Consider the following 25,232-nt stretch of genomic DNA (forward strand, 5'->3'; position numbering starts at 1 on the left):
GGCACGCAAAACCGGCACACGGTTCGTCCATGCGCCAGCCGCCAGGGGTGCGTGGATGAAACAGGGGATCACTGCGGGGGTCGCCTCGATGGTTTCGACCGGGTCACGAGGGGGGCCGCGGTGATCGTGTCAGGGCCGCGGGGTGATATAAAGGTTTCTTTATATTTGCCCTGAGGACGGAGAGCGGGTAGAGGCCGGAGCCATCCGGGTACTCTACCCGCTTTTCCTGTTTCATGCCTCCAGAGGAGCAGCCCGTGGCCACTGCCGCAGCCCAGAACGACTACGTAATCGCCGACATCGCCCTTGCCGACTATGGGCGCAAGGAAATCGCGATCGCCGAAACCGAAATGCCCGGCCTGATGGCGCTGCGCGAGGAATATGGCGCATCGCAGCCGTTGAAGGGCGCGCGGATCACCGGATCGCTTCACATGACGATCCAGACCGCAGTGTTGATCGAAACACTGGTGGCGCTGGGTGCAGAGGTCCGCTGGGCGACGTGCAACATCTTTTCGACGCAGGACCACGCCGCCGCCGCCATCGCCGCACAGGGCATTCCGGTTTTCGCGATCAAGGGCGAAAGCCTTGCCGATTACTGGGATTACGTCGGTCGCATTTTCGATTGGGGTGACGGTGAAACGGCGAACATGATCCTGGACGATGGTGGCGATGCCACGATGTTCGCGCTGTGGGGCGCCCGTCTGGAGGCGGGCGACGAACTGCCCGACCCGGAAAATGCCGAGGAAATCGAGTTTCAGCGCGCGCTGAAAGCCTTTGTGAAGGCAAAGCCGGGTTATCTGATGAAATCGGTCGCCAACATCCGCGGCGTTTCGGAAGAAACGACGACCGGTGTCCACCGCCTCTATCACATTGCCAAGAACGGCAAGCTGCCTTTCCCCGCGATCAACGTGAACGATTCGGTCACCAAGTCGAAGTTCGACAACCTTTACGGATGCAAGGAATCGCTGGTCGACGCGATCCGCCGCGCGACCGACGTGATGCTGGCCGGCAAGGTCGCCTGCGTTGCCGGCTTTGGCGATGTCGGCAAGGGCAGTGCGGATTCGCTGCGTAACGGCGGCGCACGCGTCATGGTGACGGAAATCGACCCGATCTGCGCGTTGCAGGCGGCGATGGAGGGCTATGAAGTCGTCACGATGGAAGAGGCGGTCGAACGCTGCGACATCTTTGTGACCGCCACCGGCAACGAGGGCGTCATCACCGGCGAGCATATGAAGGCGATGAAGAACATGGCCATCGTGTGCAACATCGGCCACTTCGACAGCGAGATCCAGATCAGCGCGCTCGACAACTACGACTGGGACGAGGTGAAGCCCGGTACCGATGTCGTGACCTTGCCTGCCAATGGAGATGAACCCGCCAAGCAGATCATCGTGCTGGCCAAGGGCCGACTCGTGAACCTTGGCTGCGCGACCGGGCACCCCAGCTTCGTCATGTCGTCCAGCTTTACCAACCAGGTCTTGGCCCAGATCGAGCTTTATACCAAGGGCGGCGAGTACAAGAACGACGTCTATGTCCTGCCCAAGCACCTCGACGAAAAGGTCGCGGCGCTCCACCTTGAAAAGCTGGGCGTAAAGCTGACCACGCTGTCGCAGCGGCAGGCGGACTACATCGGCGTGCCGGTCGAAGGCCCGTTCAAGCCCGAGCATTACCGCTACTGATCGCCCGTTTGCGGGGCGGCGGGCTTCGGTTCGTCGCCCCGTGGCGATATCCTGACGGAAATTGATTTTTTTCCGGGTGCTATCGCCCCTGCCTGTTGTCTTGCGCGCGGGAGGGGCATAGCCGTTGATCCATGGGTAACTGGTGGGGTCAGGATACGATAGAGATCGGGGTTCCGGCGCTCGTGCTGCTGGGCCTGATGATGGCGTGCTGGACCGCGGCCGCCGCCTGGACGCTGCTGGCCGCGCGGCGCAGTTCGCTCACCGCCCGCCGCGACAAGCTGCGCGTTCTGCGCATGACCCGGATGATGGACGAGGCACCTGCCTTGCCCCTGTTGGTGCGGGCCGATGGGCGAATAGAGGCGTCGGACCGGTTGGCGGGCTGGTTTGGGCTGGATGCCCTGCCCAATACGATCACCGAACTGGCGGGTGAGGGCGCGCGCGGGGTGCCGCGGGCGGAGATCGACGCCCTGTACGAACATGTCCGCCGCACGCTGAGTTCCGCCGCCCCGTTTCGCATGGTCCTGCATCCGCAGGGAGAGGGGCACGCGCTGGCGGTGACGGGGCATCTGGCCGATCCGCAGGTATCGCGCGGCGGGGCCGTGCTGGTCTGGCTGGTCGATGCCAGCGACAGCGCGACCCAGATTGCCCGCCTGACCGAAAGTGCAGAGCGTGCTCGGACCGATTTTTCCTCGCTTGTCGGCCTGATCGAAGCCGCGCCGGTACCGATGTGGTTCCGCGCCGCCGATGGTCGCCTTCGTCTCGTCAACAGCGCCTATGTCGCGGCGGTCGGCGGCGAGAGCGCGGAAGACGTGGTGGCCAGCAATATCGAACTGGTCGAGGAGCATGAGGGCGTCTCCGCGAAACAGGTCGCCCTGGAAGCGCGCAAAAGCGGTCAGGCGATTCAGCGCAACCTGATGGCCACGATCGAGGGCGAGCGTCGCGCGGTAAAAGTCAGCGACCTTCCTGTCGGAGACGAAGGTATCGCGGGCTATGCCATCGATGTCGAAGAATTTGAGATGCTTGCCCGCGAATATCGCGCATTCCGCGCGGCGCAGCGGGCTTTATTGGATCAGTTGTCTTCTGGCGTCGCGCAGTTCGATGCCGGTCGCAACCTGATCTTCGTGAACCTGCCGATGCAGCGCCTGTTTCGCCTGCCGCCAAGTATCGGGCAGGAATCGACGCCCATCGGCGAAGTGTTCGGCGTGATGCGCGACGCGGGCCGCTTGCCAGAAGTGCGCGATTTTCCGGCATGGCGGCGCGAAAAGGATAACTGGTTCACCGCCAGCGAGGCGCAGGACGAGGAATGGGTGCTGCCCGACGGAAGTCACCTGCGCATCGTTGCCCAGCCAATGCCCGATGGCGGCTTGATGATGATTGTCGAGGACCGCACCGAACAGCTGCAACTGGCCAGCGCGCGCGATACCCTGTTGCGGGTGCGGACTGCGATGCAGGACAGCCTGTTCGAAGGCGTTGCCGTGATTGCTCCCGACGGTTGTCTGCAATTGTGGAACCGGCGCTTCGCGTCCGAATGGTCGCTGTCGGAAGACTTCCTTGGCAGCCACCCGCATATCGATGCCTTGCTGGAGGCGCTGGCCCCGCGCCTGAACGCCCCGTCCGATGCGCGAAGGATCGGGATGGTGATCGAGGCGGCAACGCTCCGCCGCGAGCAGACGGGCGGGCGGGTGACGCTGTCCGATGGTCGGACGATGGCCCTGATGGGCGTGCCGCTGCCCGACGGGAACGGCATGCTGACCAGCCTCGACATCACCGATTCGCAAAAGGCCGAAGCGGCGCTGCTCGAACGAAATCAGGCCCTGGTCGAGGCGGATGCGGTCAAGACGCGGTTCCTGGCGAACATGAGTTATGAGTTCCGCACGCCGCTGACCTCTATCACCGGGTTTGCCGAGATGCTGCGCGACGGTGTTGCGGGTGAGTTGAGCGAGGCCGGGGCGGAATATGTCACTGCGATCCTCGAATCGACTGCGCGCCTGTCGGACCAGATCGAATCGGTGCTGGACCTGACGCAGAGCGAGGCGGGGCTGTTGCCGCTGGCGCGAGAGACGATCGAACTGATGCCTCTGATGACCCGGCTGGTGCACGATCGCGCGCAGAATATCGAGGCGGCGGGGATTACGCTTAACCTGCGCGGCGACCGCACGGCGGGCACGGTCATCGGCGATCCGCGACGGCTGGCGCGGGCAATCGGCAATGTCATAGACAACGCGATTGCGGTGACCGGGAAGGACGGGCGGATCAACATCGACCTGAAACGCCGCCGAGAAGGGCCGCGCATCATGATCCACTATCAGACCGGAGCGACCGGGCCGGAGGCGGAGATTGCGCGGCAAAATGCGGGTCTGGGCCTGCCGCTCGCGCGTGAATTGATCGAGGCGCACGACGGTTCGATAGAATTCATGCAGCACGCCAATTCAGGCATTACCGCAACCATCGCGCTGCCGTGACCGACGCTGCGCCGACCCGGTTGCCCGATCTTGCCGCCACCGAGGCATTTGGTGCGAGGATCGCGCGCCTGTTGCGCCCCGGCGATGTCGTCGCGCTGTCGGGTGGGCTGGGGGCGGGCAAGACCACGCTCGCCCGCGCGATTGTCGCTGCGCTTGGGCATGAGGGCGAAGTACCCAGCCCAACGTTCGCGATCATCCAGACCTATGATCCGCCCGCCGTGCGCCTGCCGCTCGTTCATGCCGATTTCTATCGGTTGGACGATCCGGCAGAGGTCGAGGAACTTGGATTGGACGACTATCGCGATGGCGCTGCGCTGCTTGCCGAATGGCCCGAACACGCCGGCGGTTTCGCGCATGAACGCGGATGCCTCTCGATCCGGTTGGAAACGGCGGATGAGGGGCGGTTGGCGATTGTCACTGCCGGGCAAGATTGGCTAGACCGCCTGCCATGAACGCTGCTGTTACGCCCGATACCGCTCCGCCCCATGCTCGTGCCTTTCTGGATGCCGCCGGGTGGGGCGATTCGGCGATAGAGCCGCTGGCTGGCGACGCCTCTTTCCGGCGCTATTTCCGCATTGTGCGCGGCGACGAAAGCGCGATGCTGATGGACGCGCCGCCGCCGAACGAGGATCCGCGCCCGTTTCTGAACGCGGCGCATTACCTGTTGCAGCACGGCTTTCGCGCGCCGCAGGTTCTGGCCGAGGATGCGGCCCAGGGTTTGGTGCTGCTCGAAGATTTCGGGCACCGCCGGATGCGCGATCATCTCGACGATGTGCCCGATGACGAGACGCCGGTTTATCGCGACGCCGTGTCGGTTTTGGCCAAGCTGCACGCCGCGCCCGCCGGGCCGTTCCGCCCTTATGACCTGAACGAATACCTGCGTGAGGCAAAGCTGTTCACCGAGTGGTTCTGCGTTGCGCATGGGCTGTCTGTGGACGATGCCGGGTACGAGGCCGCTTGGCGCGAGGTGATGGAGCCGGTTCTGGCCGCGCAAGGTTCGGGCGTGACCGTGCTGCGCGATTATCATGCCGAGAATATCATGCTGCTCTCTCCCGATGATGCGGGGTTCGAATCCTATGGGCAGGGCTTGCTGGATTTTCAGGACGCGCTGAACGGGCATCCGGCCTACGATCTGGTTTCGCTGTTGCAGGACGCTCGGCGCGATGTCGATCCGTCGCTGGAGGCAGAGATGCTGCGGCATTACTTGCAGCATGTTGCCGATGAAGAGGCGTTTCTGGCCGACTATGCCCGGCTTGGCGCGCAGCGGAATGCCAAGATCGTCGGCATATTCGTGCGGCTGTCGCGGCGTGACGGCAAGCACCGCTATCTCGATCTGATTCCGCGAGTCTGGGCTCTGATGGAACGCGATCTGGCGCACCCGGCGCTGGAACCGCTGGCGCGGTGGATAGACGCGAATATTCCTTCCGACCTGCGCGCCAAGGGGGGGGCGACGCCCGCGTGACGTTGGGCAAGGAACCGCTGGCGACCGATGTCGCGATGGTCATGGCGGCCGGGCTGGGCAAGCGGATGCGCCCGCTGACGGTCAGCCGCCCGAAACCGATGGTCAAGGTCTGCGGCAAGCCGCTGCTCGATCACGCGCTGGACCGGTTGTCGGCGGCGGGCGTTTCGCGCGCGGTTGTAAACGTGCACTACCTTGCCGATGCGATCGAGGCGCATGTGAAGCTGCGCCAAAGCCCCCAAGTCACCGTTTCTGACGAGCGGGAGCAGTTGCTGGAAACCGGCGGCGGGCTGGTCAAAGCGCAGGAATTGCTGGGCGATACGTTCTTCTGCCTCAATTCCGATGCCATGTGGCTGGATGGCCCGCGCGATGTGTTTCGCCAGCTTTCGACCGCGTGGGATGCGGAGAAGATGGACGCGCTGCTTCTGCTTGTACCGCATCCGCGCGCGCACAATTATCGCGGGGTGGGCGACTTTCATCTCGACGCAACCGGGCGGGTAAGCCGCCGCAAGGCGGGCCGCGTCGCGCCCTTCGTGTTCAGCGGCATTCAGCTGTGTTCATCCCGCCTGCTGCGTGATCCGCCAGACGAGGCGAAGTTCAGCACAAATGTATTCTGGAGCCGCGCGATCGAGGAAGGCCGCCTATACGGCACGATCCATAGCGGGGAGTGGATAGAGATCGGCCAGCCCGAGCATATCGCCCCGGCCGAGGAGCTGTTCACGCGTGTCTGAACACGCGCGCATGAATATTTATTCGATTGCCGCGCACCGGGGATTTGCCGATGCCCTCGTCGCTGGCCTGATTCCGCGCTATGCCGAAGATCGCTTCGGTCTCGCCCGCCTGACCTTGCTGCTCCCCAGCCGCCGCGCGGTTCGCACGGTGACAGAGGCGTTCGTGAGGCTTTCGGGTGAGGGCTTGCTCCTGCCGCGCATGGCGGTGATCGGCGATATCGAACTTGACGAAACACTTGGCCCGCTGCTCGATCCGATTGGCGACGGCGCGGACGTGCCGCCCGCCGCGGATCAGACGCGGCGCTGGCTGTCGCTGGCGGCGATGCTGGAACAGGCGATGCGGGCCGAAGGGCGGACGGTGCCGACCCGCGCCGCCCTGTTGCGACAGGCGCGAGAGATTGCGCGCGCGCTTGATCGTTTGCAGGTTGAGGGGATCGATCCCGCCGACCTGCTGGGCGATCGGGTGCGCGGCATCGTCGGCGATCTGGCGCATCACTGGGAGCAGAACTTGCGGCTGTTCTGGCTGGTGCAGGCGCAGTGGAGCGCCGAGTTGGAGCGTCGGGGGGAAGTCGATGCGCCGACGCGCCGCAATGCCCTGTTCGACCACGCCGCCCGGCGCTGGCGTGAAGCGCCGCCCGCGTATCCCATCGTTGCAGCGGGCGTGACCAGCGCCAGCCCGGCGATTGCGCGCCTGTTGCGTGTGGTCGCGGGCCTATCCAATGGGGCTGTTGTGCTGCCCGATCTCGACCTGTCGCTTGACGATGCGGTCTGGGATGCACTGGGCACGGCGGGTCATTCCGACGATCCGGACGAGCCGCCGCTGGGTGCGGGCGATGCGGTGACGCACCCGCAGTATCACCTGAAGCTGCTGCTGAACCGCATGGGCGTGAACCGGGGCGAAGTGCGCGCCTGGCACCGGCGCGGCATGGGCGCTGCCCCGCCCGAACGCAGCAAGGCGATCTCGAACCTGTTCCTTCCGCCCGAACAGTCGGCCAGTTGGGTCGATCTGCCGCCGCAACGACGCAAGCTGGCAGGCGTGCGTATCATGGAAACCGCGCATCCTGAGGCGGAGGCGAAGGCCATCGCGGTGCTGATCCGTGAGGCGTTGGAGGTGCCGGAGAAGCGAATCGCGCTGGTCACGCCCGATCGCGGGCTGGCGGGCCGGGTCATCGCGCACCTGGCCAGCTGGAACATCCGTGCTGACGATTCGGCGGGCATGCCCCTGCCGCAAACGGTGGCGGGGCGCCTGTTCCTGCATCTGGCCGAGGTGATCGCCACGAGGGCCGCGCCCTTACCGCTGTTGTCGGCCCTGTCCCACCCGTTCGCGGGCGGTGAGGGAGACGCTCGGCGCAAGTGGTTGCAGCACGTCCGGCGGCTCGACCTGCAATTACGCGGACCAAGGCTGGACGTGGGGCTGGAGCCGCCGGCACGCTTGGTGATGGAACTGGCCCGCAAGCGTGACGACAAGGCGCTGGCGGAATGGTGGCAGGGGTTGGAAGCCCTGCTCGCACCGCTCGTTGCGATGGGCGAGGCAGAGGAAGTGCCGCTGTTGGAGGCGCTCGATGCGCTGGCGACGGCGGGGGAGGCGCTGTGCGGAACGGCGCTTTGGGCCAATGCCGATGGACGCGCGTTGGCGGGGTTCGTCGAGGATTTGCGCATGGCCGCGCGGGATGAGGCGACACCGCTCGACCCGGCGGAAATCGCCAACGTGCTGCGCGATGCAATGGATCAGCAGTCCGTGCGACCGCTGTGGGGCGGGCACCCGCGTATCGCAATCTATGGCCTGATCGAGGCACGGATGAGCCGCGCCGATCTCGTCATCTGCGGCGGATTGACCGAGGGATCGTGGCCCGCGCCGTCATCGACCGACCCGCTGATCGCCCCTGCCGTGTTGCGTGCACTGGGCGTGCCGGGTGGGGATTTCCGCATTGGCCTTGCCGCGCACGACCTTGCCGCGGCGCTGGGCGCGCCCGAAGTCGTGTTGAGCCACGCGCGCCGTGATGTCGGCGGGCCGGTAATCGCCAGCCGCTTCGTCCTGCGGGTCAAGGCCATGCTGGGCGACCAGTTCGACGCGCATGTCGAGGCGGAAGCGCCTAAGCTGGCCGAAGCGATGGACGAGGCCGATCCTGCGCCGCCCTATCCGCGCCCTGAACCGAAGCCCGATGCCGATCAGCGCAAGGTGGAAATCAGCGCCACCGCGCTGGATCGCCTGCGGTCCGATCCGTACCAGTTCTACGCCAGCCATATCCTGCGCCTGCGCCGCCTGGAATCCATCGACGAAGAGCCGACGCCCGCTTGGAAAGGCACGGCGGTGCACGCCATCCTGCAACAATGGTACGACAAGTTCGGCTGCGCACCCGGCACACTGCTGCCTCTGGCGGCGGGGCATTTGTCGGACCTGTCGAACCATCCATTCATGCGCGGGCTGTGGCAACCGCGTTTGATGGCGGGGCTGGCTTGGGTAGAGGCGGAGCAGGTGCGGCTGACCGCCGAAGGGCGCGAAGTCGTGCTGGTCGAGAAGAAGGGCGAGATGCGCTTCGACGGTGTGACGGTGACGGCGAAGGCCGACCGCATCGACCGCCTGCCCGATGGGACGCTGGCCGTGGTGGATTACAAGACAGGCATGCCGCCCAGCGCGAGCATGGTCGAGCAGGGCTTTGCCTTGCAGCTGGGCACGACCGGCCTGATCGCGGAGAGCGACGGGTTCGATGGCGTGAGCGGAACCCCCACGCGGTTCGAATACTGGTCGCTGGCGAAGGGCAAGGACGGGTTCGGATATATGGTCGAGCCGATCCTTGAGGGCCGCAAGAAATCGGGCATCGCGCGGGAGGATTTCCTGTTCGAGAGTGCTCGGTTCCTGAAAGATGCGATCGACCGCTGGATCGTCGGAAGCGAGGCTTTCACAGCTCGGCTCAATCCCGACCTGGCGGGATACAACGATTACGATCAGCTGATGCGCCTCGACGAGTGGCAGGGCCGGGATGAGGACGCATGAGCGCCAAGGTCTATCCCCTTAAAGACCGTCAGGCCGATGCCGTCGACCCGCGCGATACCGTCTGGCTTTCGGCCAGCGCCGGAACGGGAAAGACGCAGGTTCTGTCGGCCCGGGTGCTGCGCCTGTTGCTGCGACCGGGGATCGAGCCGTCGCAGATCCTGTGCCTCACCTTCACAAAGGCGGGCGCGGCGGAAATGGCGACGCGCGTGAACGACGTGCTGGCGGGGTGGGTGCGGGCAGATGACGTGGCGCTGGCGCAGGACCTGATTGCGATCGGGGCCGATCCGGGGCCGGAAACGGTAGCGCGTGCGCGAACCCGCTTTGCCGCCGTACTGGACTGCCCCGGCGGTGGCTTGCGGATCGAGACGATCCACGCCTTCTCGCAATGGCTGCTCTCGGCGTTCCCGCTAGAGGCTGGGCTGGCCCCCGGCACGCGGCCGATGGAGGATCGCGACCGCGAAATCCTGCTCCGCGATACGCTGGCCGAGATGTTGCTCAATGCGGAGACAGCAGGCGATACGACGCTGATCGACGCGCTGGCGATGTTGGCACTGCGCACCGACCAGTCGGGAGTCGAGCGGTTTCTGATGGCCTGTGCCGAAGCGCGCCCTGCGTGGGAAGGGCCGGGGGCGTGGCAGCCGCCTCTGTTGCCGCGCGTGCATCGTTTGCTGGGCCTGTCCTCCGATCATGGCGAGGAGCACGTGCGGGCGCTGTGCGAGGACGCGGCGTTCGACATCGGATCGCTGCGGCGCTGCCTGGAGGCACAGCTGGCCTGGGGCACTGCGACGGCACGCAAGTTCGAGGAAGTGGCCGCGCCATGGCTGGCCAGCGGGGCCGATGTGCGGCTACAACTGCTCGACCAGCTTCGCGCGGCAGTGTTTACGCAAAAGGGCGACGTGAAATCGCTCAAGTCCGTTGAAAAGCACTTGCCCGATTACGCCGAATACGCGGCGCGGGTTGGGGAAAGCCTCGATGCGGTGGAGCGCGCCCGCAATCTAGGCGAGCTGGCCCAGTGGCTCGCCCCGGCGTTGACGCTGGGCCGGGCCTTTGCGCTGAAGTGGAGCGAGGCCAAGGCGCGCGAGGGGTTGGTCGATTTCGACGATCAGATTCACGAGGCGGCGCGGCTGCTGAAGCGTTCCGACATGGCGGACTGGATCCGCTACAAGCTTGACCGGCGGTTCGATCACATTCTGATCGACGAGGCGCAGGACACCAACGCCGCGCAGTGGGATGTTATTGACGCACTGACCGACGAATTCTTCGCGGGCGAAGGTGCGCGAGGCGACCGGCTGCGCACTCTGTTCGTGGTGGGCGACTACAAGCAGGCGATCTTCCGCTTTCAGGGGACCAGCCCCGAGAATTTCGAGGCCGCCAAGCAGCGGGTGAAGAGCCGGATCGAGGCGACGCGCGCGAATTTCGATGCCCTGCGTGGCGATGCCGAAATCCGCCCGTTGCAGGAATATGGGCTGGGGCGCAGCTACCGCACCGCGCAGCCGGTGCTGGATTTCGTCGATGCCGCGATCGAGGCCATCGGCCCGCGCGAATTCGGCCTGAAGGACGATCCCGAACCGCACATTGGCGACAATCGCCCCGGACAGGTCGTGATCTGGCGCGCCGTTGGATCGACTGGCGACGATCCGCAGGATGAAGAGCCGGAGGACGAGCAATCGTGGCTGTCCCGCCCCGACCGGCGCGTGGCGGACAATATCGCGCGGCAGGTGCAGGCGTGGCTGCGGCAGGGCTATCCGCTGGCCAAGGGCGGCGCGCGCAATGCGCAGGCGGGCGATGTCATGGTGCTTGTCCGCAAGCGCAAGGAACTGGCTGGGCTGATCGTCGCGCGACTGCATGCCCGGGGCGTGCCGGTTGCGGGGGTGGACCGACTGCGGCTTGGTGCGCCGCTGGCGGTGCGGGACCTGATGGCGGCCTTGCGCTTCGCTGCGCAGCCAAACGATGACCTGTCGCTGGCGTGTTTGCTAACCTCGCCGCTGATCGGGTGGTCGCAGGGCGATCTGCTGGCCTATGGCTATCGCGATCGGGGCATGCGGCTGTGGGATCATTTGCGCGGATCGAGCGAGCCGAAGCCGCTGGCGGCGCGGGCGATGTTGCTCGATTTGCTGGCAGAGGCGGATTACGCGCCGCCGCAGGCGTTGCTTTACTGGCTGCTTGCCGGGCCGTGGCGCGGGCGGCGGGCGCTGGTCGCGCGGCTCGGTAAAGAGGCGAACGATCCCATCGACGAATTGCTGAACGCCGCGCTGGCATTCTCTGCCAGCAACGTTCCCAGCCTTACCGGGTTCATCCGCTGGTTCGACGCGGGCGAGGGCGAGTTGAAGCGCGAGGCGGAGCAGCAGGGCGGGCTGGTCCGCGTGATGACCGTGCACGGATCGAAGGGCCTGCAAGCACCTATCGTCATCTTGGCAGATACTGCCGACGATCCCGACAAATCGCCGCCGCGCACGCTGGAACTGGACGAGATCGACATCGCCACCGGCATCGCTGCGCGCAGTCTGCCGATGCCGGGGCTGCGCAAGGAAGAACGACTGGGGCCTTTGGCCGAAGCGCAGGAAGCTGCCGCCAAGGCCGAGCGCGAAGAACACTGGCGCTTGCTCTATGTTGCGATGACGCGGGCGGAAGAGGCGCTGTTCGTGGCCGGTGCTTTGCCCGCGAAAAAGACCGAAGCGCCCGCCGACAGTTGGTACGCGCGGCTCGAACCGCTGGTCGAGGATGACTGGCGCGACGACGATATCTGGGCGGCGGCGAAGACATGGGGCACGCCCGCGCCGGTGCAGGACGGGATGCCCGCCGGGGCCACGCAGGCCCCGCTTCCGCTGGTGCCCGCATGGCTGACGCGTCCGGTGGCCGAGGAACCGCGCCCGCCGCGCCCGCTCGCGCCATCGTCACTGGGCGAGGACGACGATGCGCCCGATCCGCCGCTGCCGGCGGGGCCGGGCGGCGATGCGGGATTTGCGGCGCGGCGCGGCGTGTTGATCCACCGTTTGCTTGAACGATTGCCCGAACTGCTGCCTGAACGGCGCGCGGAGGCCGGCGCGAAATGGCTGGCGCGGCAGGCGGCGGACCTGTCCGACGCCGAACGGGCCGAGATGGTCGCGGCGGCGGTGGCGACGCTGGCCAATCCGGACTTTGCCGATGTTTTCGGACCCGATGCGCTGCCAGAGGTGCCCTTGGCCGCAACCGTGGGCGGGCAAGTCGTGGCTGGCACCATTGACCGGCTGTGCCTTCCCGCCGAGCCCGCAGCGCCGATCCGCGTGGTGGATTTCAAGACCGCCCGCCGTCCGCCCACTGACATTGCCGCGATCCCCGCCGCCTATATCCGCCAGATGGCCGCATATGCCTGCGCTCTTGAGGCGATTCATCCCGGACGGCGGGTCGAGTGCGCATTGCTCTATACCCATGCGCCGCGGCTGTTCGTTCTGCCCGACAGCCTGATAGGGCCGGAGAAGGCCCGGTTACGGGGGGCCTAGAATTGATTGGCCTTGCGGCGGATTGCCAACGGGCGTGCCGCGCCTATCTAGGTGCAAAGCTTTCAGGAGAATTCCCATGCCGACCAAAGCCGTCACCGACGCCAGCTTCCAGAGCGACGTTCTCGAATCCGACAAGCCCGTGCTGGTCGATTTCTGGGCCGACTGGTGCGGTCCGTGCAAGATGATTGCCCCCGCGTTGGAAGAGATCAGCGACGAGCTGGCCGACAAGGTCACCATCGCCAAGGTCGACATCATGGAGAACACCGACATTGCTGCGCAGATGGGCGTTCAGTCGATCCCGCTGATGGTCCTGTTCAAGGACGGCAAGCCCGCCGCGCAGAAGCTGGGCGCAGCTCCGAAGGGTGCGCTCAAGGCGTGGCTCGAATCGGAACTTTAAGGTTCCAGCCGCCGCGCCAGCCCGTCCCAAAGGGCCGGGCTGGACGCGGCGATCATGCCTTTGCGCTCCCACTCGTCCACGCGATAGGGTGATCCATCGAACCGGGCGCATTGGCCGCCTGCTTCGTTAAGCCACAGCGCACCCGCCGCGTGGTCCCACGCCAGTGTGCGTTCAAAAATCGACACATCGTTCACGCCCAGCGCAAGGCGGGGATACTGCTCCGCCGCGCAGTAGGGGATGTCGGTCAGGCGATAATGGGGCGCGATGGCGGTCTTCATGCGATGCCGCTGCATCTCGTCCATGAAGATCATCGAGATTGCCGCAACCGGGGGCGTTTCGCCGGATTCCCGCGCCGCAACGCGTTCGCCATCGACGAAAGCGCCACCGCCCAATGCCGCATGGCACAGGCGTTGCTGCAGTGGGTCATAGATCCAGCCCGCCCTGGTTTCCCCCTTTTCCGCCAGTGCGATCATCAGGCCGAACGGTGGGCGACCTGCGGCGAAGTTGCGCGTTCCGTCGATGGGGTCGACGATCCAGCACAGCGTATCGCCCAGCCGCTCCATCAGCGTCGGATCGGCGTGCATTGCCTCTTCGCCGACGATGGCCGCTTCGGGCAAGATGCGCGCCAGCCCCTCGGCCAGCATCGCCTCGCTTTCGCGGTCGGCGATGGTGACGAGATCGCCGGGCTTTTTCTCGACAATCTCGTGCGCGGCCAGCGATTGATAGCGGGGCAGGACCACGCTTTCCGCCACGCGCTGCATCAGAGCGTGGACTTCGCGGGTCAGCGTATCGCTCATGTCAGCGGGATCGCCACATATTCGCGATAGGCGGGACGTTCGAGCAGCCGGTCATACCAGCGACGCACGTTGGGAAAGGCCGGGCGATCGATCGGCAGGGCGAACCAGGTGTGGATGTAGCAGCCCATCGGGATGTCCCCGATGCCGAAATCGCCCTGCGACAGGTAGTCGTTGCAGGCCAGATGCGCTTCCAGCACGGCAATGCGCCTGGCCGTAGCCTCTACGGATCGGGAAATGGCATCTGGGTCACGCTGATCTGGGGGGACGCGAACGTTTTGCCAGAATGCCCCGTGCTGTGCGCTGGCATAGCCGAAGTGCCAGTCCATCCACCGCTCGTTCAATGCGCGCACGGCCGGATCGGCGGGCCACCAGCGCTCCCCACCGTGTTTGGCCGCCAGATAGCGCAGGATCGTATTCGATTCCCAAAGCGTCAGGTCGCCATCGTCAATGGTGGGGATCAATGCGTTAGGATTCTTGGCCAGATAGGCATCGTCCATCCCGAATTGCAGGCCGACATCGTGGCGCACATAGGGCAGGCCGATCTCCTCGGTCAGCCAGACGACTTTTTTCACGTTGTGGGAATTGATTCGGCCCCAGATGGTCAGTTCGGTCATGTCTTCAGGTCCGATAGTCCGCATTGATTGAGATGTATCCGTGCGTCAGGTCGCAGGTCCAGACCGTGGCGCGTCCGTCGCCCATGCCGAGATCGACATCGATGCGAATGTCCTGCCCCCGCAGGTGCGCGGCCACCGGCGCTTCGTCATAATCGGCCAGCGGCAGACCGTCCTTTGCGGCCCACGTGCCGCCAAATCCGATGGAGAGCCGGTCGCGATCCGCCGGTTCGCCTGCCTTGCCCACGGCCATGACGACGCGGCCCCAGTTGGCGTCCTCACCCGCGATGGCGGTTTTCACCAGTGGCGAGTTCGCGATGGCGAGGCCGACCCGGCGCGCGCTATCGTCACTGATCGCGCCGCTCACGGCGATCTCGATGAACTTCTGCGCGCCTTCGCCGTCGCGCACGACCAGATGTGCCAATTGGCGGCACACGTCGTGGATCGCGGCGGCAAAGGCGTCTGCGCCGGGGCTGTCCGGGCCGGTCAGTTCGGCATTCCCGGCTTTGCCGGTGGCGAAGGCAAGGACGGTGTCGCTGGTGCTGGTGTCGCTGTCGACAGTGATGCAGCTGAACGTAGCCTCGTTCGCGGCGGACAGGCACTGTTGCAGGAACCCTGGCGAAACCTTCGCGTCGGTAAAGATATAGCCCAGCATCGTCGCCATGTCGGGCGCGATCATGCCGCTGCCCTTGATGATGGCGCTGAATTCCACGCGGGTGTCGCCGATCATGGCGCTGGCGGTCGCGCCCTTGGCGAACGTGTCGGTCGTGCCGATCGTTTCCGCGGCGGCTTCCCAATCACAGGGATCGGCAGTCAGCGCGTTGGCCACGCCAGCCTCTGCCTTGTCTTTGGGGAGCGGCACGCCGATGACGCCGGTGCTGGAAACGAAGACGTCGCTCGGCTCGCAGCCGATGTGCCCGGCGACTTGCGCCATGATCTGCTCTACCGCCTCACGCCCGCGATAGCCGGTGAAGGCGTTGGAATTGCCCGCGTTGACGACCAGCGCCCGCGCACGGCCAAGCTTTATCTGCTCGCGGCCCAGTTCGACCTCGCTCGAACAGCAGACGTTCCTGGTGAATACGCCCGCGACGCTCGTGCCCTCAGCCATCTCAACATAAGTCAGGTCGCAGCGGTCCCACGTCTTGTACTGCGCGCGCGCCACACGCGGTACGGCACCGTCGATGGCGGGCATGACGGGGAAGGGGCGGGCGAGGGGCGATGTTTCCATGATGCTGGCGGTTAGCGCCCGGCCTTTCACCTAACAAGCGGTTCTCTTGCGCAAAATACGGTTATGCGGGTGGATTTTGCGGCGCGGCGCTCTTATCTTGGCGCTCGCATGAAACGGATTTTTGCTCTTGCTGCCCTTTGGCTGGGCCTCGCCGCGCTGGTTGCGCCGGGGCAGGCGCGTATGGGGTATCTAGGCGAAGCGGCTGAAATCACACGCGAAAACCGGTCGGGCGCGCATATCCAGAATGTGCGCCGCGAAGCGGAGGCGAGCGAGACGCTGTCGTCCCGCGCGAACCGTTCGGGCGCGTTCGAGACGCAGGGCGCGCGGCGCACCGTCACGATCGTTTTGCCCGTCGTCATGCTGGCCGACCGGCCCCTCGAATAGGTTGATTGCGCGGCGGCCTTGCGCCGCTGCATTCCCCACCCGTTCCGGGCGCGTGGCACTTTTGCCGCTGCGGCCCGTTTCCCAGCATTTCGGCCCCCGAACTTCGCATTCATTGGGCCAATTCCATAAGGAAAATTCGCATGTTCGGCTCTTTCGCCAAGTCGCTCTTCGGCTCGTCCAACGACCGCTACGTCAAATCGATGGGCAAGATCGTTGCCCAGATCAACGCGCTTGAACCCACGTACGAGGCGATGGACGACGCGGAACTGCAGAACCAGACCGTGCTGTTCCGGCAACGGCTCGATGCTGGCGAAACGCTCGATTCGCTGCTGCCAGAGGCTTTTGCCGTGGTGCGCGAAGCGTCGAAGCGCGTGTTCGGCATGCGCCATTTCGATGTGCAGATGATCGGCGGCATCGCGCTCCACCGCGGTGAGATCGCCGAAATGCGCACGGGTGAGGGTAAAACGCTGGTCGCGACGCTGGCGACTTATCTGAATGGTTTATCGGGCAAGGGCGTGCACGTCGTGACCGTCAACGACTATCTCGCCCGCCGCGACGCGGAGTGGATGGGACAGCTCTATCGATGGTTGGGCCTGACCGTCGGCGTGATCGTGCCGAACCTGCACGAAAGCCAGCGGCGCGAGGCCTATGCCTGCGACATCACCTACTCGACGAATAACGAGTTGGGCTTTGACTATCTGCGCGACAACATGAAGCACTCGCGCGAGCAGCAGGTGCACCGCCCCTTCAACTATGCCATCGTCGACGAGGTGGACTCGATCCTGATCGACGAGGCCCGCACCCCGCTGATCATCTCCGGCCCGACCGAAGACAAGTCCGACCTTTACATCGCGATCGACGCGGTGGTGAAGCGGATGGACGAAGAGGACTTCGAGAAGGACGAGAAGACCCGCAACATCACGCTGACCGAGGATGGCCTCGAAAAGGTCGAGCAGGTACTGCTGGCCGAGGGTCTTCTGGAGACCGAGAACCTCTACGATTACGAGAATACGCAGGTCGTGCATCACCTCGATCAGGCGCTCAAGGCCGTGCACATGTTCAAGCGCGACACGGACTATATCGTGAAGGACGACAAGGTCGTGATCATCGATGAGTTCACCGGCCGCATGATGGATGGTCGCCGTTGGTCCAACGGTCTGCATCAGGCGGTCGAGGCGAAGGAGGGTGTGAAGATCGAGCCCGAGAACCAGACCATGGCCTCGATCACGTTCCAGAACTATTTCCGCATGTACCCGAAGCTGTCGGGCATGACCGGCACGGCGGCGACCGAAGCGCCCGAATTCTTCGACATCTACAAGCTGAACGTCGTGGAAATTCCGACCAACCTGCCGGTGCAGCGCATCGACGAGGAAGACCAGTTCTTCAAGAACACGCACGACAAGTTCCGTGCCATCGCCGCTTCTATCCGCGAGCATAACGAAAAGGGCCAGCCGGTTCTTGTCGGCACGGTTTCCATCGAGAAGTCCGAACTGCTGTCAAAATTCCTTGAGGAAGAGGGCGTGAAGCACGCCGTCCTCAACGCCCGTATGCACGAGATGGAGGCACATATCGTGGCGCAGGCGGGACGTCTGGGCGCGGTGACAATCGCCACCAACATGGCGGGCCGCGGCACAGACATTCAGCTGGGCGGCAATCTTGAATTCCGCACCGAGGACGAGCTGGGCGACATGGCCGAGGGCCCAGAGCGCGATGCCGCCGTGGCCCGCATCAAGGAAGAGATCGCGGCGGAGCGCCAGCAAGTGCTGGATGCCGGGGGCCTGTTCGTGTTGGGCACTGAACGCCACGAAAGCCGCCGTATCGACAACCAGCTGCGCGGTCGGTCGGGCCGTCAGGGCGATCCGGGCCTGTCGCGGTTCTACCTTTGCCTGGAAGACGACTTGCTACGCATCTTCGGGCCGGACACGCTGTTCTCCAAGATGATGAATTCTAACCTTGAGGATGGCGAGGCCATCGGGTCGAAGTGGCTGTCCAAGGCCATCGAGACCGCGCAGAAGAAGGTCGAGGCGCGCAACTACGACATCCGCAAGCAGGTCGTGGAATACGATAACGTGATGAACGACCAGCGCACCGTGATCTATGAGCAGCGCGAAGACATCATGGACGCGGACGCAGTCGACGATGTCGTGATCGACATGCGCAACGACACGGTGAACGCCATCGTCGGCGCTGCCTGCCCGCCGGGGTCCTATCCCGAACAATGGGATATCGAGGGGCTGAAGGCCAAGGTCGAAGACATCCTTGGCGAGCCTGCGCCCATTGACGAATGGATGCAGGAAGACGGGATCGAGCCCGAGGATCTTGAGCAGCGCCTTGCCGCGATGGCCGATGCCAAGATGGATGCGAAGTTTGCCGACAGCGATCCCTCGATCTGGCGTCAGGTCGAAAAGTCGGTCCTGCTCGACCGCCTCGACCACCACTGGAAGGAACACCTCGCCACGCTCGACGCGTTGCGTCAGGTGGTGTTCCTGCGTGCCTATGCGCAGAAGACGCCGATCAACGAATACAAGCAGGAAGCTTTCGGCTTGTTCGAACGCATGCTGGAGGCGATCCGCGAGGACGTGACCAAGATCCTGATGACCAGCCAGCTGCGCATGGCTGAGCCGGAGCCGCCGGTTCTGCCCGACCTGCCCGATTTCTTGACCAACACCGATCCGGGTGCGGGCATGATGACCGGCCATATCAATCCGCTGACGGGTGAGGACAATTCCAACGACGGTGACGGTTCGTCGAAGCGTCAGGCGCTGTTCGGCGCGCTGGCGGGTTCGACTTTTGCGCAGGCCGGGCCGGGCGGTGCGGAGAGCGAGAACCCGTGGGCCGGGATGGACATCAGCCGCAATGCGCCTTGTCCCTGCGGAAGTGGCAACAAGTACAAACACTGTCATGGGGCCGTGGCCTGAGGGGAATTGGCCTCTGGCCAGCTTCGTTTCCCGCTCGGGAGGGCTGCAAAGCACGGTTCACTGCGCTTCCGGTGCTCACGGCCATGATGGCCGCTGCGCGCCGGTTCTTGCGCACCGCACTTTTCGCTCCACCCGAACGATATTCGTCCGATTATCGGAAGGCCAATTTGTCGGTCTGGTAGTCACGAATGCGTCATACAGGCGCGGCATTTGCCTTTGGAACGTACGATTTCCGGGGGCCCTCGTGGACGTGGTCAATATCTTTCTCAGCGATCCGATCGGCGACACGCTCGATGATTTCGAGCATGCCGGAACCCGCTTTACCTTCGACCGGATCGACGGCGGCGGGCCAAGGCGCTTGCTCGATGGGCAGATGTGGGCCTTTCTCGACTGGGTGATGGACGATTGTTCCGGGCTGGAGATGTGTCGTCGTCTTCGTGCAGATCCCCGGACAGAGGCCGCGCATGTCACCATCGTGCTGGAGCAGGACGATGCAGAGGACCGTCGCCGTGCGCTGCGCGCCGGGGCGGACGATTACATGGTCGGGCCACTGGATCGTACCGCCGTGCTGGACCGGGTCTTCGCCGCGCAGGACCGCCGCCCGCGCCAGATCACGCAGCAGATCCGCTTCGGGGATCTGACCGTCGACCTTCTGGCGCTGCAGGCCCGCTGGCGCGACAAGCCGGTGCCGCTGCGTCCGAACGAATTTCGCCTGCTGCGTTTCTTTGTCGAAAACCCCGACCGGGTGCTCAGCCGCCATGACCTGATCCAAGGTCTGGGCAAGCTGGACCCGCCGATCGACGAACGGACCGTCGACGTCTGGATCGGCCGGTTGCGCCGCGCGCTGAAGGGCGCAGGGGCCGGCGATATGCTGCGCACGGTTCGCGCGATGGGCTACGTTCTCGACAGTCCCTGATGCTTTCCGCTCCGATCAATACGGACGAAAAAGAACCCGGGCCGCTTCGCAGCGACCCGGGTTTTATAATTCCCGGTGGTCCGGGGCAGGGATCTAGAATTCCGCCGAGATACCCAGCGAGAAGCTGCGACCGACGTCATAGCTGTTGATCTCGATACGGTTGGTGCCGTCCGACTGATATTCGAAATGGTCGCGGCCGGTAATGTTGCGCGCTTCCGCCTTGATCTCGATCGGCACGCCCATGAACACCGTGCCTTCGCGCGCGACAAGGTCGATCCGCAGGCCGGGGTCTTCGACGATGTCGGGCAGGCCCAGCGTGCCACGGCTCGTCACGCGCTTGCTGGCGTAGGAGAACAGGACCGTGAACTGTTGCAGCTTGTCGGTATCTTCCATGCCCAGCTGAACGTTCAGCAGGTGGTCCGACTGCCCGGTCAGCGGCAGACCGTCGCTGAAGAACAGGTTCGCCGGACGCGGCACGGGCGAAGGGAAGGTGGCGGTCGTATCCCCGTCGGAAACTTTGATCTCCGACTGGGTATAGGTGTAGTTGGTGACGACCAGCGCACGCTTCGTCTCGAACCACGAACCAAGCGAATAGAGGTCGATGCCGTAGTTCAGCTCGAACTCTGCACCCCAGAGCGTTGCGGCGGGCGCGTTGGCATAGCGCGTGACCTGGCTGTTGTCGGAAAAGTTCGAATAGGCTTCGATCGGACGCTCGATGTCCTTGTAGAACCCGGCCAGCGACACGCGGTTGCCGCGACCGAGGTAATATTCGGCGCGCGCTTCGAAGTTGGTCAGTTCGCTGTCTTTCAGGAACGGGTTGCCTTCGTAAACTCGGCTGGAATCGGGATCGCGATAGGGTTGAAAGATCAACTCGCGGAACTGCGGGCGTGCGATCGTCTTCGAAGCACTCGCGCGCAGTTGAAGTTCCGGCGTGACTTCGTAGGTGATCGTGCCAGAGGGCAGCCAGTAATCGTTCGCGATGTTGGTGACGGCGGCGGTATTGACCGCCGTGTCGCTGAATACGCTGACCGGGGCGACAATCTGGGTCGCGTCTTCATAGCGGACGCCGAGATCGACGGTCAGGCCGCTTAGCCCCGCCCACGTCATCTTGCCATAGCCCGCATCGATGGTGAGGTCGGCCTGGAACGCCGGGGTCGTCGGCGTCTGGTCGATCAGGCCGATGTTGAAATAATCGATGAACAGCGGGCTGAGTAAGACCGAGGGATAGCGCGATCCGATAACGCGATACGGCGTCGGATCGATCGCATCGACGTCTGGAGGGATATAGCCAGAACCCGTCGCGCGGAAGGTATAGGCCCGACGCTCCGAATATCGCGAGGTGTCGGTGTGGGCATAGCCGAACGTCAGCTGCGTTGCATCGAACACTTCGTAGTTGAGATCGATCCCGCCGTACCAGAGCTCTTCGTTCAGGTCCGAGAACGCGACGGAGGCATCACCTTCGTTGCCGTTCAGCAGGTTGATGAAGACATCGCCGATCGGATCGCTCTCACGGTCGGTGCGGACGTATTCGAAGTTGTATTCGTAGGGAGCTTCACGATCCGTGCGGGCGAAGCCGCCGCGCAGGTCCACGCCAAGGCGGCCGAAGTCCAGTTCGACCACGGCCTGGCTGTCGAACAACTGGCGTTCGAACCAGCCGTTGTCCTGGACAAGGCGGGTGTTATCCAGATCGGCGTCGTACCCGATGGCAAGCTGGCTTTGCTTCAACGTGTCGCGGATGAACACATTGGTAAAGCGGGCCTTGTGGTCGCCCCATTCCAGACCGATGCCCAAAAGGCCGCTGGCGACCATCTTCTGGTTCGTCTGGAACTCGGTAAAATCGGTGTCGATGTTCACCAGGTCGGCGGATGTCTGCTTGATCGCGGTGCGATTGCGCCAGCTGTTGGAAAGCGAGGCGTTGAAGATGATGCCAAGCCGCGCATCGCTGCCGATGTCGACCGCCGTACCTGCCGAAAGCGAGCCGGAGAAGTTGGCGGGCACATCGTCGACCTGCTGCAACAGGGCAAGGTTCGGATCGACCAGCGTTCCGGCAATGGCCTGCTGATCGATGGCCGGATTGTCGAGGCTGAGCCCGCTGTCGAAATAGGCCTTCAGCTCTGGCGTAAGGCCGCGTGCGCCATCGTCGAAACCGGTCCAGTCGCTGCCCGATCCGTAATAGGTCAGGCCGTTAAAGCCGGTCGTTTCGGAATCGCCACTGATGCTGGCCGACAACTTCAGAAAGCTTTCGTCGGGAATGGCGCGGGTCGTCAGGTTGATGACGCCGCCGCCGAATTCGCCGGGGAAGTTGGCGGAGTAAGTTTTCTGGACCAGTGACGACGACACGATGTCGGTCGGGAACAGGTCTAGAGGAACAGTGCGGCGCAGCGGTTCGGGGCTGGGCAGGGGCAGGCCGTTCAACAGGGCGAGCGAATAGCGGTCGCCAAGGCCGCGCACGAAAACGAAGCCGTCGCCGACGACCGAAAGACCGGTTACGCGCGACAGGGCACCGGCGATGTCGCCTTCGCCGGTCCGTGCGATTTCTTCTGACGAGAGGACGTTCACGACCTGCGTCGAGGCGCGGACCACGTCGCGGTTGCGACGGCCTGTCACGACGATCGCGCCGCCGGGGACGGAGATGTCGGGTTGCTCGACCTCGTCATCATAGGTGTCTTCAGCGCCGTCGGTTTGCTCGACAAGCGAATCGCCGGTCGTTTCGCCATCGGCGGGTGACAGGCCCGTTCCGGTATTGCCCGGTGCGCCCCCGGTGCCCTGCGCAATGGCGATATGCGGGAACGAAAGTGCGGAACCGAGCAGAAGCAGCGCGGCGACCTGCTTGCCTTTGGACATCGTGATGACCCCCTGATGGTCGTGAATTTTGATGTTGTCGAATGCGAAGAAGGGGAAGTGCCCGGCAGATCGCTGCCGCACACTTCCCCCTGAGTTTTCGCTTAGTAGACCGGCAGGCTGGCGCAGCTGCCGACGTTGTTGCCAAGGTCGATGTACGACGAAGAACAGGTCCAGCCTTCGTACCAGTTGTCGGTCGCGTCCTTCACGGCACCGATGTGGTCGGTATCGTCAAATGCGAAGAAGAAGCTGGTTTCAAGGTTGGCCGTGTTGAACGCGGCATAGCTGTTGGCGTTGGCGGTGTTGAAGAAGGTGGCCATCAGCAGGTCGGTCGCCGAAGCGTCGTTGTTGCTGTCCTTGTTGAACTCGGCCAGGCCTTCGTCGCCCAGGCTGCGGGCATCGCTGAACGCGCCGTCGCCGCCGCACTGCATCGCGACAGAGTTGAACACGACGGGGCCGCGTTCGTCGGGGCCGGTCGTCTGCACGGTGGCATTGTCGCGCAGCAGCACGCATTCGTCCTGCGGCGAAACCACGATCGAGTTGGTCAGCCAGTAATCGGCACCGCCACGAACATAGAGGCCCGCGCCGTCCGGGAATGCGGAGTTGCCGACGAACGTGGCGTTCGAGATGCGAACGTCGGTACGCGGCGTGGCATCGACCAGACCGTTCGAGGAGTCGATCTCGCTCATCGAGTTGCCGACGCCGGGGCGTTCGACGACGATAACGTGCTGAAGGCCGGCATGTGCGCCGGTGTCGATGTCGATGGCGTCATCGCCCTGACCGGCAACGACCACGTATTTCATGCCGACATAGCCGCCGAAAAATTCCATGCCGTCGTCCGAAGAGTTGTACGACATGATGTGGTCGAACTTGGTGCCGGTGCCAGTGCCGCCGGTGGTCAGCGACTGTAGCTCGCTGCCTTCGCCAAGGACGAAGCCCGAGTAGCGGATTTGGACATAGCTCATCGTGCCCGAGTTGTCGTCGACGGTCGCGCCGCCGAACAGGGCGGGCTGGTCCTCGCCCTCGATCTGGCGCTGACAATCCACGGTGCCCGGCGTGGCAAGCGTTTCGGCGCAGTCGACGACCGGCGCGCGGCCCGAAACGATCACGCCGCCCCACTGGCCTTCGCTGCTGGCCGTGGCTGTGCCGATCACGTTCTGACGGCTGGTAAAGACGATCGGGCGGGTCGAGGTGCCGACCGCGTTGATCTTGTTGCCGCGGTTGACCAGCAGGAATGAACGGCCGGTCTTGGCAAAGACGATAACGCCCGGATCGATGCCCAGCGTGACGTTGGTGTCGGTCAGGCCGTCGCTGTTGTCGGGCGCGGCACCGCCATCGCTGCCGATATCGACGCGGCCGTCGATCGCATAGAGCAGGCCCGGAACATAGGGCAGGTCCATCGAGGCATTGATCTGGTTCGGCAGCAGGCAGACGCGATAGGTGCCGGTCGGGCCGGAAATCAGGCCATCGTCGGTAACGCCGGTCAGCGTCGGGCAGCTGCCTGCCGGGGTGACCGAAGCCGTCGGCGAAGGCGTGGGCGTGCCGCCGGTGGGTGCCGGGGTCGGGTTGTTGATGATGATGTCGCCGCCCGTGCCGGGCGAGACGATCTTGTCGCCACCGCCGCAGCCGGCGAGTGCCAGCACGGAGCAGCCAATGACGAGTGAACGATGAAGATTTGTCACGACGAGCGGTCCCCTCAAGTACCGAGAATCAGAAAAGCGAATGCGTTTCGCGAGGGCCGGGCTAGGCGTGGGAAGTGACAGTTTGTTTGCCGCCGGATTACAGTTCGATGGCAATCCACAGTTTGCGATAAACCGTGAAAAGTGACCGCAGATTGTCAGGAATGCTGCAATTCCGACGGTTTGCTGCACCGCCGAAATGTTACAGTTCGATGACTATATGACATTTTCGTTGCAGATCGGCGGGTCGAACCGCATTCTTGCCTCAACTTATCGAATGAGGAGAGATGTCTTGGCTCTTGGAACAATTATCGCGATGGCCCTTGCAGCAGGCACGCCTTCGACTGCCGACACCACCGAAGTTGCATACGACGCTCTGACCAACGGTAATCCGCAAGAGGCGATTGCCCAGCTGGAAGAAGGCGATCGCCACGATCCGGCCCGCCTGATCAATCTGGCCGCCGCCTATCTGGCGACGGGTCGCACCGCCGACGCGCGTGAGGCCTATAAGAAGGCCGCCGTGGCCGAGCGTTACGAGCTGGAAACGGTCGACGGCGAATGGATCGATTCGCGCGTACTGGCCAGGGCAGAGCTGGCGCGGACCTATAGTGTTTCTTTCGAACAGTCTCGCATGGCCCGGGTGGACTGACCGGCGCGGG

Annotated in this window: 17 protein-coding genes; 12 read left to right on the top strand and 5 right to left on the bottom strand. The window is 64.3% G+C overall.

Annotated elements, in window-relative coordinates:
* Nucleotides 1-233 precede the first annotated feature (233 nt).
* The 8 genes from ahcY (at nt 234) to trxA (ending at nt 13,199) form a co-directional block, all read left to right on the top strand.
* The gene (gene ahcY, locus AB433_RS06395; RefSeq protein WP_047820380.1) at nt 234-1,676 is read left to right on the top strand and encodes an adenosylhomocysteinase; all 1,443 of its coding nucleotides are present in this window, start codon (nt 234-236) and stop codon (nt 1,674-1,676) included.
* 131 nt (nt 1,677-1,807) lie between these two features.
* Nucleotides 1,808-4,138, top strand: coding sequence for a PAS domain-containing sensor histidine kinase (locus tag AB433_RS06400; RefSeq protein WP_047820381.1), 2,331 nt, complete (start codon nt 1,808-1,810; stop codon nt 4,136-4,138).
* Complete coding sequence (gene tsaE, locus AB433_RS06405; protein WP_082134814.1) at nt 4,135-4,590, top strand: tRNA (adenosine(37)-N6)-threonylcarbamoyltransferase complex ATPase subunit type 1 TsaE; 456 nt, start codon at nt 4,135-4,137, stop codon at nt 4,588-4,590. Before AB433_RS06400 ends, tsaE begins: the two co-directional genes overlap by 4 nt.
* The gene (locus tag AB433_RS06410; RefSeq protein WP_047820382.1) at nt 4,587-5,600 is read left to right on the top strand and encodes an aminoglycoside phosphotransferase family protein; all 1,014 of its coding nucleotides are present in this window, start codon (nt 4,587-4,589) and stop codon (nt 5,598-5,600) included. Before tsaE ends, AB433_RS06410 begins: the two co-directional genes overlap by 4 nt.
* Nucleotides 5,601-5,602: 2 nt before the next feature.
* On the top strand, nt 5,603-6,328 hold the full coding sequence (locus AB433_RS06415; RefSeq protein ID WP_156170898.1) for a nucleotidyltransferase family protein: 726 nt from the start codon (nt 5,603-5,605) through the stop codon (nt 6,326-6,328).
* A 10-nt stretch (nt 6,329-6,338) separates the two neighbouring features.
* Entirely contained in the window at nt 6,339-9,323 is a 2,985-nt protein-coding gene (addB, locus tag AB433_RS06420; RefSeq protein WP_047823486.1) for a double-strand break repair protein AddB, read from the top strand.
* A complete protein-coding gene (gene addA / locus AB433_RS06425; protein WP_047820383.1) occupies nt 9,320-12,802 on the top strand; it encodes a double-strand break repair helicase AddA in 3,483 nt (1,160 codons plus the stop codon). The genes addB and addA overlap by 4 nt, the downstream gene beginning before the upstream one ends.
* A 76-nt stretch (nt 12,803-12,878) precedes the next feature.
* Nucleotides 12,879-13,199, top strand: coding sequence for a thioredoxin (trxA, locus tag AB433_RS06430; protein WP_047820384.1), 321 nt, complete (start codon nt 12,879-12,881; stop codon nt 13,197-13,199).
* Here trxA and AB433_RS06435 read toward each other — a convergent pair.
* The 3 genes from AB433_RS06435 to argJ are packed head-to-tail and all read right to left on the bottom strand — an operon-like array spanning nt 13,196 to nt 15,835.
* A complete protein-coding gene (locus AB433_RS06435) occupies nt 13,196-13,996 on the bottom strand; it encodes an inositol monophosphatase family protein (RefSeq protein WP_047820385.1) in 801 nt (266 codons plus the stop codon). The genes trxA and AB433_RS06435 overlap by 4 nt on opposite strands.
* Nucleotides 13,993-14,610, bottom strand: a complete 618-nt coding sequence (locus AB433_RS06440) for a glutathione S-transferase family protein (RefSeq protein ID WP_047820386.1) — start codon at nt 14,608-14,610, stop codon at nt 13,993-13,995. Before AB433_RS06440 ends, AB433_RS06435 begins: the two co-directional genes overlap by 4 nt.
* Before the next feature lie 4 nt (nt 14,611-14,614).
* On the bottom strand, nt 14,615-15,835 hold the full coding sequence (gene argJ, locus AB433_RS06445) for a bifunctional glutamate N-acetyltransferase/amino-acid acetyltransferase ArgJ (RefSeq protein WP_047820387.1): 1,221 nt from the start codon (nt 15,833-15,835) through the stop codon (nt 14,615-14,617).
* 108 nt (nt 15,836-15,943) lie between these two features.
* Between argJ and AB433_RS06450 the strand changes: the two genes are divergently transcribed.
* From AB433_RS06450 to AB433_RS06460, 3 genes are all read left to right on the top strand, one after another.
* Nucleotides 15,944-16,219 (top strand): hypothetical protein, encoded by a 276-nt coding sequence (locus AB433_RS06450; RefSeq protein WP_156170696.1) that lies wholly within the window; start codon nt 15,944-15,946, stop codon nt 16,217-16,219.
* Between the two features lie 140 nt (nt 16,220-16,359).
* Entirely contained in the window at nt 16,360-19,137 is a 2,778-nt protein-coding gene (gene secA / locus AB433_RS06455; protein ID WP_047820389.1) for a preprotein translocase subunit SecA, read from the top strand.
* A gap of 244 nt (nt 19,138-19,381) precedes the next feature.
* The gene (locus tag AB433_RS06460; RefSeq protein WP_047820390.1) at nt 19,382-20,053 is read left to right on the top strand and encodes a response regulator transcription factor; all 672 of its coding nucleotides are present in this window, start codon (nt 19,382-19,384) and stop codon (nt 20,051-20,053) included.
* A 93-nt stretch (nt 20,054-20,146) separates the two neighbouring features.
* Here the strand turns inward: AB433_RS06460 and AB433_RS06465 are convergent, their stop codons facing one another.
* A complete protein-coding gene (locus AB433_RS06465; RefSeq protein ID WP_342670037.1) occupies nt 20,147-22,978 on the bottom strand; it encodes a TonB-dependent receptor domain-containing protein in 2,832 nt (943 codons plus the stop codon).
* A gap of 20 nt (nt 22,979-22,998) precedes the next feature.
* Nucleotides 22,999-24,537: a hypothetical protein gene (locus tag AB433_RS06470; RefSeq protein WP_245626602.1), complete on the bottom strand. Its 1,539-nt coding sequence runs from the start codon at nt 24,535-24,537 to the stop codon at nt 22,999-23,001.
* A gap of 328 nt (nt 24,538-24,865) precedes the next feature.
* Here AB433_RS06470 and AB433_RS06475 point away from each other — a divergent pair, with 328 nt between their 5' ends.
* On the top strand, nt 24,866-25,222 hold the full coding sequence (locus tag AB433_RS06475) for a tetratricopeptide repeat protein (protein WP_156170697.1): 357 nt from the start codon (nt 24,866-24,868) through the stop codon (nt 25,220-25,222).
* Nucleotides 25,223-25,232 lie beyond the last annotated feature (10 nt).

Origin of the sequence: Croceicoccus naphthovorans (genome assembly GCF_001028705.1) — a bacterium.
Taxonomy (GTDB): Bacteria; Pseudomonadota; Alphaproteobacteria; order Sphingomonadales; family Sphingomonadaceae; genus Croceicoccus; species Croceicoccus naphthovorans.